A 13,370-nucleotide genomic window follows, 5' to 3' on the forward strand; every position below is an offset into this window, starting at 1 on the left:
CCTCAAGACGCCCGCCCAAGTGCCGATCTAGATCACATGGCGCGGCAGCTAGCTGCGCGCGCAGGACAGCACAAACCAAGGGATGTGGACATGACACACTTCAGCGTGGAAGGACTACTGGCATACCGCTCCTTCAAGGCGGGCTCGGCTAACGCCGTTATTCAACGCGACGCCGCTCCATCCAAGTCATCACCTGGCCCACAGGCCGTCGGTAGCGACACGGGCGTGAAGGTAACCCTCTCGCCCGCCGCCACGAAGATATCCTTGCTCCTGAAAAACGAGTCCGCGGGCAAGGCCAGCGCGGCGGTCGGCTTCGACGAGTTTGTGGAAAGCAACCACCAGCAGATCAAGGCACAGGGCAAGAATGCCGACTTCCTCAAGGAAGTTCCTCAGGATCCGAGCCCGGAACGACAAGTCCTGGCCCAGCAAGCAGCCAACTACCTTCTCAGCCATCATTACGGTGAAGAGAAGCTGCATAGCAATCGCTCGGCGGAAAACCCATTCGCAGCACTGGATCGAGTGACGCTTTCAAAAATTTCCTTCGATGACTCAGGACTGTTTACTACAGCAGAGCGCCAGGTCGCGTTTCTGGAAATGACCAATCGAGATCTGGTGCATCGCAACGAAACATATGAGTTGAGTGAGACACTGCAAAGAACGGATGACTCCGCGCCCTGGTTCATGGTGACCAGTTATCTCAGAGATGCGCAGTTGCTCGGCAGCATGAGCGAAGGCGAGAAGGCCTGGCGAAACTGGCCACCCGCGACCGAGCTGGAGGCCTTTGCAGCGTCGATGCTACGCAACGACCCCAGCCGGGAGCCAACCCTGCCGGAGTATCAGAACCTGAATAACCAGGACAACCCCATCCTGGCCTACGTGGTTGGCAAGGATGGTTCAGGCAGTTGGCAGAACCTCGCAGTCGAAGACCTGGCGTCGGACACCATGCCGCTCAAACTCATCCAATCCTTGATCGAAAAAAGCAAAACCAGCCAACCCGAGCATCCGTGGCTATCGCTCTATCTCAGTATCGACAGTCTCAGCCGATAGCCACGCACCTCTCAGGCCTGCATCGTCCAGCCATGCACGCCCATCGCCGCCTGACGCCCGGCTTCCGAACGAGTCGGGTGCGGGTGGCAGGTCAGCGCGATGTCCTCGGCCGAGGCTGAGAACTCCATGGCCACGCAGTACTCGCCGATCAGCTCGCCCACGCTCGGACCGATCATGTGCACGCCGAGAATCTGGTCGGTGTTGGCGTCGGCGAGAATTTTCACGAAGCCTTCGGTTTCGTGATTGATCTTCGCTCGACTGTTAGCGGTGAAGGGGAACTTGCCGACCTTGTAGGCGCGGCCCTCGGCCTTCAGCTCCTCCTCGCCCTTGCCGACGCTGGCCACTTCCGGACGGGTGTAGATCACGCCGGGAATCACCCCATAGTTGACCTCTGCCGCATGCCCGGCGATGCGCTCGATGCAGGCCACGGCCTCGTCCTCGGCCTTGTGTGCGAGCATCGGGCCGGAGGTGACGTCGCCGATTACCCACATACCGGGTACGCCGCTCTGGTGTTTTTCGTTGCCGAGCATGCCGCGCTTGTCGGTGTTTAGGCCGACGCTGTCCAGCCCTAGTCCGTGGGTATAGGGGCGCCGCCCGATGGCCACCAGCACGTAGTCGGCGTCCAGGGTTTCAGCCGCGCCGCCGGCAGCTGGTTCCAGGCTCAGACTGACGCCCGCCTCGCTGGTCTTGGCCCCCGTGACCTTGGTGCCCAGCTTGAAGCTCATGCCCTGCTTGCCGAGCGTGCGCTGCAGCGTCTTGGCGGTTTCGCCGTCCAGGCCGGGGCAGATGCGCTCGAGGTATTCCACCACGGTCACCTGGCTACCCAGGCGACGCCATACCGAGCCCAGCTCCAGGCCGATCACCCCGGCGCCGATTACCACCAGATGCTTGGGCACCTCCGGCAGTGACAGCGCGCCAGTGGAATCGAGGATGCGTACATTGTCGATAACCACGCCCGGCAACGGCGTCGGTTCGGAGCCGGTGGCAATGACGATGTTCTGCGTCTCCAGCAGGCGCTCGCCGCCTTCGCTCAGTTTGACCTGTACACGCCCGGGGCCGTCGATGCGCCCCCAGCCCTTGACCCATTCCACCTTGTTCTTGCGAAACAGGAATTCCACCCCCTTGGTCAGTGCGTCGACGCTATCGGCCTTCTGCTTCATCATCTGCGCCAGGTTGAGCGTCGGCGTGACCTCCACCCCCAGCGCACTCAGCTCTCCGCCGGCAGCCGCCTCGTAGAGTTCGGAGGCATGCAGCAGCGCCTTGGATGGCATGCAGCCGACGTTCAGGCAGGTGCCACCGAGGGTTTCGCGCCCTTCCACACAGGCCACTTTCAGGCCCAACTGGCCGGCACGAATGGCGGCGTTGTAACCGCCGGGGCCGGCGCCGATGATGACCACGTCATAGCTGCTCATTACTTTGTCCTCGGATCAGGGGAGTTTGCCGAGCGCCGCAGTCGTGGCGACCGGGCGCAGGCGCAAGAAATGGAAGAACAGAAACGCCAGCACGGCGAACAGCGCGTTCAAGGCAACCATAGGCCAGGCCGAGCCATCCTGCAGGGCGCCCAGCAGCAGGCCAGCGACGGTGGCGCCGGCCATCTGCGAGAAGCCCATCAGCCCCGCCGCCAGCCCGGCGCACTGGGGGTTGGGAATCACCGCGCCAGCCACGGCGGCCGGCAGCAGCATGCCGCCGCCCAACGTCACCAGCACCTGCGGCAGTGACAGCCCCAGCAGCGACAGGCCGAACAGCAGATAGACCACCAGGGTCAGCAGCGACCCGGCCAGCACCAGCGCCACACCGATACCCACTACCCGTTGCGGCCCCAGGCGCTGCACATTGCGCAGGGTGAACACTGCACCACCGAGCAGGCCGGAAACGATCAGAGCGAAGGTCAGGCCATACTGCGCGGCGCTGAGGCCCAGCAAACCGATGTACACCGACGACGAGCCGGCTACCACAACGAACATCGCGCCATAGGTGCAGGCGATGGTCAGCGCCAGCGCGCGGCAACTGGGCCAAACCTGCAGGTAGCTGGCCAGCAAGCCCTTGAGCCGGCCGGCCTGTGGATCACGCTGCAGATGCGTCTCGCGGTAGCTGCCGAGCACCGACAGCAAGGCCAGGCTGCCCAGCACCAGGGTCGCCAGCAGCGGTGCGCGCCAGCCGCCGTATTGGGTCAGCAGGCCACCGACCACCGGTGACAAGACGATGGCGGCGAACATGCCCAGCACCGCCAGTGCCAGCGCCGGCCCCGCACGCTCCTGCCACACATCGCGGACGATGGCCCGCGCCAGCACCAGCGCCGCACAAGCGCCCAAGCCCTGCAGCACGCGCAGACCGATCAGCACCTCGATGTTCGGCGCCAGCAGCATACCCAGGGTCGCCAGCAGGTAGAGGCTCAAGCCGGCGAGCAATACCGGCCGGCGCCCCAGGCGATCCGACAGCGGCCCGAGCAGCAGCTGGCCAAGGCCAAAGGCGCCGACGAACAGCGACAGCGCCAGCAGGCTGCTACCCGGCTTGGCATTCAAACCACGCTCCAGCTCGCCCAGCGCAGGAATGAGCAACTGGGTGGAGGTTTCCCCCAGCGCAGTGAGCAGCATCAGGATGATCAGCAGAACTCGGGAAGGTGGCATGACAAGGCTCCGATGGGCAGCGACTGGCGGCCATTTATATTTCGACCATAATATGAAACATTGAATGTCGTCCATCATATTTATCTGGAGCCTGTATGACCGCCCTATCCCGAGATGCCCTCCTCGCCGCCTGGATCGCCGAAGAGCAGGCTGTGCGCAGCCAGCTGGCCGCGCCCGGCACCCTCAGCCTGGCGGAAGTCGCCGCCATGACGCCGATGGATTTCTTCGACGGCATCGGCCGTGGCGAGCTGCCGTCGCCACCGATCAACGCCGTGCTCGACTTCACCCCGGTGCAGTGGGCCAGCGGCCTGTTCGTCTTCCAGGGCATGCCCGACCAGCGCCACTACAATCCGCTGGGCAGCGTACACGGAGGCTACATCGCCACCCTGCTCGACTCCTGCATGGGCTGCGCCGTGCACACCCTGCTCAAACCGGGCCAGGGCTACACCACCGCCGACTTGCGAGTGAGCTACATCCGCGCCCTGCGCAGCGAGGCCGGCCCGGTGCGCGCCGAGGGCCGCATCATCCACCTCGGCCGCTCCACCGCACTGGCCGAAGGCCGTCTGTATGACGTCGACGAACGCCTGTACGCCGTCGCCTCCACCACTTGCCTGATTCTCGATATGAATGCGCCGCGCCAGAACAACGACGCGGGTGTAAGATGACAGGCAACATTTGATAGACGAGGCCCGCCATGCGCTATTCGGAAGATCACAAGGCCAAGACCCATCAACGCATCATCGAGGAAGCGGCACTGCGCTTTCGCCGCGACGGCGTTGGGGCCACGGGCTTGCAGCCACTGATGAAGGCGCTGGGCCTGACCCATGGCGGTTTCTACGCTCACTTCAAGTCCAAGGATGACCTGGTGGAAACGGCGCTGCAGCACGCCGTGCAGACCCTGGAAAGCAGCACGGCCGAAGTGCTGCACAGCGCCGAGTCGCCCTTGCCGCTGTTCATCCAGCGCTACCTGTCCGACCTGCACCGTGACAATCCCGGCGCCGGCTGCCCATTACCGACCATGTCTGCCGAACTGGGCCAGCGCGGTGAACCGAGCGCCACCACCGATGCGATGGTGCGCAATCGCCTGGCACTGATCGAGCAGAACCTGGAAGGTGAAAACGCGGAGGACGAAAGCGTACTGATGCTCTCGGCCATGATCGGCGCACTGCTGCTGTCGCGTAGCGTCAAGGACCCGGAGCTGTCCGACCGCCTGCTGCATACGACCCGCCGCCTGTTGATCGAAAAGACGCAAGACCAGTAACGGCCTTGCGCCTGGCATCACTTGTAGCGCGCTGCGGCCTTGTCGTGAGACAGGTTCGGCCCCAGCGCCGCACGTGCCTTGACGAAGGCATCCCAGTCGGCGGCGTCGGGTAACGAGGGAATGGTCACCAACTCCTGCTGATCGAAACCAGCCAGCGCGGCATCGACCATCTCACCCACTTCCATGATCATCGACGGCGGCAGCGCCGAAGCGTCGGTGCCGCTGCGCTGCCAGATTTCGGTGCGGGTCACGCCCGGCATCACGGCCTGTAGTTGCACACCCGAACCCCGCAGCTCGCCAGCCAGGGTCTGGGTCAAACTCAGCACATAAGCTTTGGTCGCGCTGTAAATGGCATTGAACATTTCCGGCGCCAGTGCCACCACCGAGCCGAGGTTGATGATTCCGCCGCGGCCGACTGCGGAGAAGTTGGCCGCGGCCGCCGCTGCCAGACGGGTCAGCGCCACGACGTTGAGCTGGATCATGCTCTCGGCCTGCTCCAGATCAGCGGACGCCAACGGACCATTCATGGCAACGCCCGCGTTATTGACCAGCAGCGCGAGGGACGCATCCTCCCGCAGGCGCTTTTCCACCTTGAGCACATCGGCCTTGCTGGTGAGATCCGCCGGCATCACTTCGACCGCAACGCCGTACTCCGCGCCCAGACGCTTGGCCAGTGTATCCAGGCGCTGGGCATCACGCGCGACCAGCAGCAAGTCGTAGCCGCGCCGTGCCAGGCGTTCGGCATAAGTGGCGCCAATGCCGGACGAGGCACCAGTGATCAGAGCGGTTCCGGGGGTATCTTGGGCAGTCATGATGAGTCTCCAGGGTGGTGTGGTGAGTGAGAGGGCATCCTCCCACCAATAGAATTACAGCCATAATTTAATATTTATATTACGACCATAATCAAACTAATCAAGCACACCCCTGAGAAAGCGCTGCAGCCGCCGCCAAACGGTTGCGCACCAAGTTATGGCTTTTTTGTCCTATCGGTCAGAAAACAGTGCACCCGATACAACGAAACGATCCTGAAAATCTGTTTATACGATTGATTTGCAAGGGATATGCGCAATCACGAAAATTGGCGCCGTTCTTGCTCTAGCAGCACCAGCCTGACCAGGCGGACAGGTTTAAAACCGACGCGAGCGCTGCTCAACGTCGCTCAGCAGCGACCCGAAAAGTGTCCGCCAGAGATCCCAGGCCAAAAAAATCATAACGACACGTCTTAACCACCAGGAGCTTTCATGAATCGCACACTTTCTTCGCTGGCGCTGGCCGGCGGTCTGCTGGCGGGCGGCCAGGCCATCGCCGGTGACCTGCTGCAGTGGCAGAACAACAGCCTGACCTATCTCTACGGCCAGGACTTCAAGATCGACCCGGAAATCCAGCAGACCATCACCTTCGAGCACGCCAGCGGCTGGAGCTTCGGCGACCTGTTCTTCTTCACCGATTTCATCAAATACAACACTGACGCCACCAATGGCGCAGGTGACGGCCATACCTTCTACGGCGAGTTCAGCCCACGCTTCTCGCTGGGCAAGATCACCGGTGCCGACCTCTCCTTTGGCCCGATCAAGGACGTGCTGATCTCGACCACCTACGAGTTCGGCGAAGATGACGTCGAGTCCTACCTGATCGGCCCGGCAGTCGACCTGGACATCCCCGGTTTCGATTACTTCCAGCTCAACACCTACCTGCGCACCACTGACGGCAGCCGCGCCGGCAGCAATGTCTGGCAGATCACCCCGGTGTGGAGCTACACCATCGCAGTGGGCGAATCGGACATTCTCATCGACGGTTTCATGGACTGGGTGGTGGACAACGACAGCAACCGCCATGGCGACTACCACGCCAACCTGCACTTCAACCCGCAGATCAAGTACGACCTGGGCAAGGCGCTGAAGTGGGGCGAGAAACAGCTGTACGTGGGCATCGAGTACGACTACTGGAAGAACAAGTACGGCATCAAGGATGGTGGCTTCGTCAGCGAGAACTTCGTGGGCTCGACCGACCAGAACACCGCCAGCCTGCTGGTCAAAGCGCACTTCTAACGGTAATCCCCCGCCCGAATGGCCAAGGTCGCAGCCACTTGCGACCTTCTGCCAATGCCATCGCCCAGCCTGACGTGGTTAGCTGCCAGGCATCACCAGACCTTCAGCCAAGGATGGACGATGCCACCGCGTATCCTGCTGCTAACCTGCCTTGCCATGCTGGCCTTCGCCGGCAACTCGCTGCTGTGCCGCCTGGCGCTGCGTGAAACCGATATCGATGCGGCCAGCTTCACCGCCATCCGCCTGCTTGCCGGCGCGCTGACGCTCTGGCTGTTGCTCAAGCTGAGGCAGACTAGGCAACCCATCGCCGGCAACTGGCCTGGGGCACTGGCGCTGTTCACCTATGCCGCAGCTTTTTCCTTCGCCTATCTGCAGCTGGATACCGGCATCGGCGCCCTGCTGCTGTTCGGTGCGGTGCAGTTGAGCATGCTGCTCTGGGGCTTGCTGCGCGGCGAACGCCTGGGCCTGGTCGCCAGCCTCGGTACGGCGCTGGCCACGGCCGGCCTGCTGGCGCTGCTGCTGCCCGGCGCCAGCGCACCACCGTTGCTGGCGACCTTGCTGATGCTGCTGGCCGGTATCGCCTGGGGCGCGTACTCGTTGCTCGGGCGCGGCCAGGGTGATCCGTTGGCCGTGACCGCCGGCAACTTTCTGCGAGCGGCTCCCCTCGCCGTGCTGTTGGCGTTGGTGCTGTTGCCTCAGCTCGACTGGGACGGCCCTGGCCTCTTCTATGCCGTGCTGTCCGGCGCGCTGACCTCGGGCGTCGGCTACGCCATCTGGTACAGCGCCCTGCCCGGCCTGCGCGCCAGCCAGGCGGCCACGGTGCAGTTGAGCGTACCGATTCTCGCCGCGCTCGGTGGCAGCCTGCTGCTCAACGAAGCGCTGTCCCTGCGCCTGACCTTGAGCGCCGTTGCCGTGCTCGGCGGCATCGCACTGGTACTGGGCGCAAGACAACGCGCCGGGAGCTAATGGCGCACACAGCTGTCTTCTATCCTGCCCCCATAACGTCCAGGGAAGATTGTCATGCCTCGTCTGCTTCGTCTTTGCTTGATCAGCATGTTCGCGGCCACCCTGGGTGCCTGCGCCAGCCTGGGTAATCGTGATCCGCTACGGGTCGATCTGGTTGACCTGGAACCCTTGCCCGGCCAGGGGCTGGAAGTGCGTTTCGCAGTCAAGTTGCGGGTGCAGAACCCCAATGACAGCGCGGTAAGCTTCAACGGCATGGCGTTGGATCTGGACGTCAACGGCCAGCCGCTGGCCAGTGGCGTCAGCGACCAGAGCGGCAGCGTGCCACGCTTCGGTGAAACGGTATTGAGCGTGCCGGTAAGCATTTCGGCGTTTTCAGTGATGCGGCAGGCCTGGGGCGTGGCCGGCTATCAACCCGGCCAGGAGGTGCCCTACGTGCTGCGCGGCAAACTGGCCGATGGCCTGTTTGGTACGCGCCGCTTCAAAGACAGTGGCACCCTGAACTGGCCGCAACCGCCGAGCCCCTACTGACGCAGGGGCTGGCAGGTTCAGGCAGCGCGACGACCATTGCGCGAGGCAACTCGGCGGTGGCAGGCGTCACCAAAGGCCTGGAAGATCTTCACCGAATCGGGGTTCAGCGCAGCCTGCCATTCCGGGTGCCACTGCACCGCAACCAGGAAAGGCGAGAGGCTCGGCGCATGAACCGCCTCGATCAGGCCATCCTCGGCGGTGGCCAGTACTTCCAGGCCCTTGCCCAGGTTGCGAATGGCCTGGCCGTGCAGGGAGTTGACCTGAATCTCGTCCTTGCCCATCAGCTCGGCGAACCAGCTACCGGGAAGCGGACGCACGCTGTGGCTGGGGGCGTACTGCACCTCGACCGGGTCGTCGGGATTTTCCCGATGGTCGTTGAAGCCAGGCTCGGCATAGACCTTCTGGTAAATGTCGCCGCCCAGCGCCACGTTGATTTCCTGCATACCCCGGCAGATACCGAAGATCGGCAAGCCGCGGGCGATAGCGGCACGAATCAGCGGTAGGTCGAACAGGTCGCGGTCGCGATCCTGCCCCTTGTTCGGCGTTTCGTTCTCCTGCCCGTAAAGCGCCGGGTCGATATTGCTGCCGGCGCCGGTCAGGTACACGCCATCGACCATATCCAGATACTGCTCGAGGTCCTCGATACCACAGCAGGTGGGCACCAGCACCGGCACGCAACCGGAAAACTCGACCAGGGGCTGGATGTATTTGTGAGTCATTACCTGATAGTCGTGGCCCTTGCGCTCTTGAGCGCCCATGGACATCAACACGACGGGTTTGCGGGGATTGTTGCGGTTCTTGTTGTTGGACATAAGTCACCTTGGGACAGGCCGGGCCTATCGTTGCTGTGCAGGCCGGCGGCCAGCAGAACCCTCTGCTGTAGCACGTGCGGCCTGTTTGGCTAACCCCATGCACCGAGGCTCATCCTGAGCCTGAGTGCCGCCTTCCGACGGCGGCTCGAACCGGGTCAACTCCATCTGGAGAGGGGCTGCAGCAACGCAGCCCATTACCCGATTCGGCAACGGAATCTGCAGCCAGTCTGCCCGAGCCGTAAAATATGTCAAACAAATCAACCCGAAATCTTGCACTACCTCAGCTCCAAACTCCCCGTTTAATGCCCTCTAAGAAGAAAAAGCTGCCATTCCAGCGAAACCACCACGTTGCAAAAGGTCCAATATTTAAAACACCCAAGCACTCGGACGCACCACTTCCCAGGGCGGCGTTTTTCAACAAAACCCTATATAATCTGCGGTTTCTCACCCGTACCGAGGACACCCCTTGACCGCTCTGCCGCCCTGCCCCAAATGCAACTCCGAATACACCTACGAAGACGGCGATCAGCTGATCTGCCCCGAATGCGCCCACGAGTGGAAAGCCGGTGAAAGCGCCGACGCGGGTGATGACGCACGGGTGATCAAGGATTCGGTAGGCAACCTGCTGCAGGACGGCGACACCATCACCGTGATCAAGGATCTCAAGGTCAAGGGCTCGTCGCTGGTGGTCAAGGTCGGCACCAAGGTGAAGAACATTCGTCTGGTCGACGGCGATCACGACATCGATTGCAAGATCGATGGCATCGGCGCGATGAAGCTCAAGTCCGAGTTCGTGCGCAAGGTCTGATTCAGTCACACAGCGCCCTCCCTTCCTCGCAGAAATTGGCTAGCCTCAGATACAGGCCAGCCACGAGGAAACCGCCATGCGCTATCTGCTAATTGCTCTACTGGCGCTGACCAATTCGCTGGCAGCACAGCCCTGGCGGGTGGTGGGCGACGAACAGTTCGCCCCTTACAGCTTCGTCACTGCCGAGGACGATACTCCGCGCGGGCTCGACGTCGAACTGGTCGACGCGGTACTGGACGAAGCCAACGTAGCGTACGAAATCCGTCTTTATCCCTGGGAGCGGGTCAAGCGCATGCTCGATCGCGGCGAGGTGCAGATGGCCTTTCAGTTCGCCGGCACCCCGCAGCGTCAACGGCAATACGAACTGGTCGGCCCGCTGCGCAGTGGCTCGACGGTGTTCATGACCACGGCCAAGACTGCCATCGCGGACTGGAAGACGCTGCGTGACCTGTCGCCGTACGTGATCGGCCAGGTTCGCGGTTACTCCTATGAGGAGAACTTCGACCACGCCGATCTGGCCCGTGACACCAGCGCGCAGAATCCACGGCAACTGGTGTCGATGCTGCTGGCCGGACGCATCGACATCATCGTCGGCGACCATACCCAGTTGCTCTACTTCGTTCGCGAACAGCGCGCGCAGAATCAGGTGCGCGTGCTCCCTCGCCCGCTGATCCAGATGCCACGTTTCGTCGCCTTCGCCAAAGGCGATATCGAGCGTGCACGGCAGTTTTCCGAAGCGCTGGTGCGCCTGCGCAACGCCGGCAAGCTGGACGAAATTCAGCAACGCTGGAATCAGTGACGCGCTACTGCACCGGGAGGAAATTCAGCAGGAAAAGACTCTGCGCGTAATTGGCGCCCATACGCCGGTAGCGCTCCTCCAGCACATGGGTGAGCAGATCGAGACGCGCCACCATCTTGCCGAACTCCACCGCATAACTGAGGTTGTTACCCTGCTCGGAGAACTCGTTCGATAGCAGCAGCGGCCGACCCGTGGCATCACGCCGCTGCGACAGCATCCAGCCGGCCTTCTCCAGATTGCGCGCGGCGTTGTGGATGAACTGTGCATTGAAGCTGTCGGTCAGGTAGAACTCGGTGCGACCACCGTGAGCGGTCACCAGCATGCTGCCAATGGCATAGGTGAAAGCGGCCACACGGTCGCCCTGGAAGGCCGGGCTCAGCGAATAATCCAGTGCGGCGACATCGCGCCTGCCGCCCAGGGTTGGCCAGTCCTGATTGTGTTCGATGGCGTACTGGATGGCGCGCTCTGCGCTGGCGGCATCGGGCAGCGAGTTCTTGCGCCATTCACGCGGGTTGCGCTGGTAGAGCTTGTGCATCAGCCGGTACAGGCTGTTGAGATTGTTGCGCATGGCCAGGGTGGCCATACGATCGACGTCAGTCTGCAGCACTTCGGTGGGCTTGATCGGACTGCGTGTATTGAGAATGGAGTCGTTATCTAGACGACCGCTGCAGCCACTGAGCAGCATCAGCGCGGCCAACCCGGGCAGCACTGTCCGCAGCCAGAATGCCGAGCTGTTGAATGGCCTGCCCCATGCGGCAGACACGGGCCTCACTCCCATGCAAAGGTTCCCTGGCTGGCACGCGCCACAGTGGCGCGCGCAACACTCAGAACATCAGTAAAGCGCAAAAATTCCACAGCGCCCGTGCACTGGCGCATAAAACGTGCCGATCATTGCTCGGCACGCGAGGAAAAAGCGTCTGTTCAGGCCGGATTGGCGGCCCATTGCTCCAGCCGCGTTACGCTTTCACGGTAGGGCTTCAAGCTCTTGCTCAGCAGGATGATCGACATCGACACCGCCAGGGTGGTGACGATCAGCAGCGAATAGCGCAGAGCACCGTCATCGGCAAAGACGAAATCAGTCACCAGCGCCACGGCAGTCGGCCCAACGCCCAGACCGATCAGGGTGATGACGAACAGATAGATGGCCGACGCCTGGCCGCGCATCGAGTTGGGCATGATTTCCTGGATCGCCGCCGGCGCCACACCGAACGGCATGCTCAGGCAGAACACCGTCGGCGCCATCAGCACACTGGCCCAGAAGGCGCTGTCCATCAGCGGGAACAACACGACCAGCGGCAGCGCCCCCAGCGCGGCATAGAGGCCGACACGCATGTTGGCATCGCTGCGCCCGCGCTTGGCCATCCAGTCCGCCAGGCGCCCACCAAAGACGATCCCCAGGCAGCCAAACACCGCAACGATGCTGCCGTAGACGATGCCGACCTGGCCGGCATCCCAGCCGTAGGTGCGGATATAGAAGGTCGGCACCCAGGCTGCGCTGCCATAGCCAGCGAAGGCCAGCCCGGCGAAACCGAAGTTGTGCAGCAGCACGGTGCGGCGATTGGCGCGAATGTAGCGTCCCACCTCGCTGAGCGGTACCGCGACACCCGCGCCGGCACCGCGCCGGCTCGGTTCCTTGACCGCCAGCATCAACAGGGTGAAGAGCACCCCGGCAACCCCGAGGATCAGAAAGATCAATTGCCAGGGACGCACCTCCCCCAGCACCGGCAAGGTCACGTCACCCTGCGCGGAGGCGAACTGGATGACCAGACCTCCGACCAGAAAGGCCAAGCCCGAACCCAGGTAGACGCCCATCGAATAGACACTGATGGCCGTGGCACGGCGCTCGGCAGGAAAGCTGTCAGCGATCAGCGAGTAGGCCGCCGGCGACAGCGCCGCCTCACCCACGCCCACGCCGATGCGACAGAGCAGGAACTGCCAGTACAGCTTGGCCATGCCACAGGCTGCGGTGGCAGCACTCCAGAACAGAATGCCCACGGTGATCAAACCGCGGCGGCTGCGGGTATCGGCCACGCGCCCCAGCGGAATGCCGCAGATGGTGTAGAACAACGCGAACGACAGCCCCATCAGCAGACTCATCTGCGTATCGTTGATCGCCAGGTCACGGCGGATGGGCTCGACCAGCAGGTTGAGAATCTGCCGATCGACGAAGGACAGAACGTACGCCACCATCAGGATGGCAACAGTGGCCCAGGCGCGGACACTGGAGGGGTAGCCGTTATTGTTGTTATGCACGGACGCTCTCCTCGGCACCGCTTGGGGGTGCTTTTAAAAACGTAGGCGAGGCAGTCAGCGCAAGGCAAAAACCGGCGAAAAAGCGCAGTTTACGAGCTGTAAATGAGCATTTTGAGCCTGTTTTTAACGCAGCGATGACAACGCAGATAGTTTTTAGAAGCACCCTTGACGCGATGCGCGGTGGTTGAAAGAGCCGTCAGCTTAGGACGATATAAACAGCG

General features: G+C 62.5%; 14 protein-coding genes. 8 read left to right on the top strand and 6 right to left on the bottom strand.

Features of this window, described 5'->3' with window-relative positions:
- Positions 1 to 90 precede the first annotated feature (90 nt).
- A complete protein-coding gene (locus PCLY_RS21295; protein WP_061242032.1) occupies positions 91 to 1,047 on the top strand; it encodes a hypothetical protein in 957 nt (318 codons plus the stop codon).
- A gap of 11 nt (positions 1,048 to 1,058) precedes the next feature.
- Here PCLY_RS21295 and lpdA read toward each other — a convergent pair whose 3' ends face one another.
- Positions 1,059 to 2,459 (bottom strand): dihydrolipoyl dehydrogenase, encoded by a 1,401-nt coding sequence (lpdA, locus tag PCLY_RS21300; RefSeq protein ID WP_061242034.1) that lies wholly within the window; start codon positions 2,457 to 2,459, stop codon positions 1,059 to 1,061.
- Between the two features lie 15 nt (positions 2,460 to 2,474).
- Positions 2,475 to 3,674 (bottom strand): MFS transporter, encoded by a 1,200-nt coding sequence (locus tag PCLY_RS21305; protein WP_061242036.1) that lies wholly within the window; start codon positions 3,672 to 3,674, stop codon positions 2,475 to 2,477.
- 95 nt (positions 3,675 to 3,769) lie between these two features.
- On the opposite strand from PCLY_RS21305, the gene PCLY_RS21310 reads away from it, so the two are divergent.
- Positions 3,770 to 4,339, top strand: a complete 570-nt coding sequence (locus PCLY_RS21310) for a PaaI family thioesterase (RefSeq protein ID WP_061242038.1) — start codon at positions 3,770 to 3,772, stop codon at positions 4,337 to 4,339.
- A gap of 29 nt (positions 4,340 to 4,368) precedes the next feature.
- A complete protein-coding gene (locus PCLY_RS21315) occupies positions 4,369 to 4,935 on the top strand; it encodes a TetR/AcrR family transcriptional regulator (protein ID WP_061242040.1) in 567 nt (188 codons plus the stop codon).
- 17 nt (positions 4,936 to 4,952) lie between these two features.
- On the opposite strand, the gene PCLY_RS21320 is transcribed toward PCLY_RS21315, so the two are convergent.
- The gene (locus tag PCLY_RS21320; RefSeq protein ID WP_061242042.1) at positions 4,953 to 5,747 is read right to left on the bottom strand and encodes an SDR family NAD(P)-dependent oxidoreductase; all 795 of its coding nucleotides are present in this window, start codon (positions 5,745 to 5,747) and stop codon (positions 4,953 to 4,955) included.
- 429 nt (positions 5,748 to 6,176) lie between these two features.
- Between PCLY_RS21320 and PCLY_RS21325 the strand changes: the two genes are divergently transcribed.
- From PCLY_RS21325 to PCLY_RS21335, 3 genes are all read left to right on the top strand, one after another.
- Positions 6,177 to 6,983 (top strand): outer membrane protein OmpK, encoded by an 807-nt coding sequence (locus PCLY_RS21325; protein WP_061242044.1) that lies wholly within the window; start codon positions 6,177 to 6,179, stop codon positions 6,981 to 6,983.
- Between the two features lie 120 nt (positions 6,984 to 7,103).
- A complete protein-coding gene (locus PCLY_RS21330; protein WP_061242046.1) occupies positions 7,104 to 7,949 on the top strand; it encodes an EamA family transporter in 846 nt (281 codons plus the stop codon).
- A 54-nt stretch (positions 7,950 to 8,003) separates the two neighbouring features.
- Positions 8,004 to 8,477 carry an LEA/WHy family protein gene (locus PCLY_RS21335; RefSeq protein WP_061242048.1) on the top strand — a complete coding sequence of 158 codons (474 nt, stop codon included), beginning with the start codon at positions 8,004 to 8,006 and terminating at the stop codon, positions 8,475 to 8,477.
- Between the two features lie 17 nt (positions 8,478 to 8,494).
- Here the strand turns inward: PCLY_RS21335 and PCLY_RS21340 are convergent, their stop codons facing one another.
- Positions 8,495 to 9,289 carry a gamma-glutamyl-gamma-aminobutyrate hydrolase family protein gene (locus PCLY_RS21340; RefSeq protein WP_061242051.1) on the bottom strand — a complete coding sequence of 265 codons (795 nt, stop codon included), beginning with the start codon at positions 9,287 to 9,289 and terminating at the stop codon, positions 8,495 to 8,497.
- A 466-nt stretch (positions 9,290 to 9,755) separates the two neighbouring features.
- On the opposite strand from PCLY_RS21340, the gene PCLY_RS21345 reads away from it, so the two are divergent.
- Positions 9,756 to 10,097: a zinc ribbon domain-containing protein YjdM gene (locus tag PCLY_RS21345; RefSeq protein ID WP_061242053.1), complete on the top strand. Its 342-nt coding sequence runs from the start codon at positions 9,756 to 9,758 to the stop codon at positions 10,095 to 10,097.
- 76 nt (positions 10,098 to 10,173) lie between these two features.
- Complete coding sequence (locus PCLY_RS21350; protein ID WP_061242054.1) at positions 10,174 to 10,896, top strand: substrate-binding periplasmic protein; 723 nt, start codon at positions 10,174 to 10,176, stop codon at positions 10,894 to 10,896.
- Positions 10,897 to 10,900: 4 nt separating this feature from the next.
- On the opposite strand, the gene PCLY_RS21355 is transcribed toward PCLY_RS21350, so the two are convergent.
- Together PCLY_RS21355 and PCLY_RS21360 are read right to left on the bottom strand one after the other, a co-directional pair.
- On the bottom strand, positions 10,901 to 11,581 hold the full coding sequence (locus PCLY_RS21355) for a hypothetical protein (RefSeq protein ID WP_156458641.1): 681 nt from the start codon (positions 11,579 to 11,581) through the stop codon (positions 10,901 to 10,903).
- Between the two features lie 236 nt (positions 11,582 to 11,817).
- Positions 11,818 to 13,149 carry a spinster family MFS transporter gene (locus PCLY_RS21360; protein ID WP_061242057.1) on the bottom strand — a complete coding sequence of 444 codons (1,332 nt, stop codon included), beginning with the start codon at positions 13,147 to 13,149 and terminating at the stop codon, positions 11,818 to 11,820.
- Positions 13,150 to 13,370: the final 221 nt, after the last annotated feature.

It is taken from the genome of Ectopseudomonas composti (genome assembly GCF_001567565.1).
Lineage (GTDB): Bacteria > Pseudomonadota > Gammaproteobacteria > Pseudomonadales > Pseudomonadaceae > Aquipseudomonas > Aquipseudomonas composti_A.

What these genes read in the sequence shown, in the direction of transcription:
- PCLY_RS21295 (WP_061242032.1), top strand. Translation starts at nt 91, where the DNA reads ATGACACACTTCAGCGTGGAAGGACTACTGGCATACCGCTCCTTCAAG.
- lpdA (WP_061242034.1), bottom strand. Translation starts at nt 2,459, where the DNA reads ATGAGCAGCTATGACGTGGTCATCATCGGCGCCGGCCCCGGCGGTTAC.
- PCLY_RS21305 (WP_061242036.1), bottom strand. Translation starts at nt 3,674, where the DNA reads ATGCCACCTTCCCGAGTTCTGCTGATCATCCTGATGCTGCTCACTGCG.
- PCLY_RS21310 (WP_061242038.1), top strand. Translation starts at nt 3,770, where the DNA reads ATGACCGCCCTATCCCGAGATGCCCTCCTCGCCGCCTGGATCGCCGAA.
- PCLY_RS21315 (WP_061242040.1), top strand. Translation starts at nt 4,369, where the DNA reads ATGCGCTATTCGGAAGATCACAAGGCCAAGACCCATCAACGCATCATC.
- PCLY_RS21320 (WP_061242042.1), bottom strand. Translation starts at nt 5,747, where the DNA reads ATGACTGCCCAAGATACCCCCGGAACCGCTCTGATCACTGGTGCCTCG.
- PCLY_RS21325 (WP_061242044.1), top strand. Translation starts at nt 6,177, where the DNA reads ATGAATCGCACACTTTCTTCGCTGGCGCTGGCCGGCGGTCTGCTGGCG.
- PCLY_RS21330 (WP_061242046.1), top strand. Translation starts at nt 7,104, where the DNA reads ATGCCACCGCGTATCCTGCTGCTAACCTGCCTTGCCATGCTGGCCTTC.
- PCLY_RS21335 (WP_061242048.1), top strand. Translation starts at nt 8,004, where the DNA reads ATGCCTCGTCTGCTTCGTCTTTGCTTGATCAGCATGTTCGCGGCCACC.
- PCLY_RS21340 (WP_061242051.1), bottom strand. Translation starts at nt 9,289, where the DNA reads ATGTCCAACAACAAGAACCGCAACAATCCCCGCAAACCCGTCGTGTTG.
- PCLY_RS21350 (WP_061242054.1), top strand. Translation starts at nt 10,174, where the DNA reads ATGCGCTATCTGCTAATTGCTCTACTGGCGCTGACCAATTCGCTGGCA.
- PCLY_RS21355 (WP_156458641.1), bottom strand. Translation starts at nt 11,581, where the DNA reads ATGCTGCTCAGTGGCTGCAGCGGTCGTCTAGATAACGACTCCATTCTC.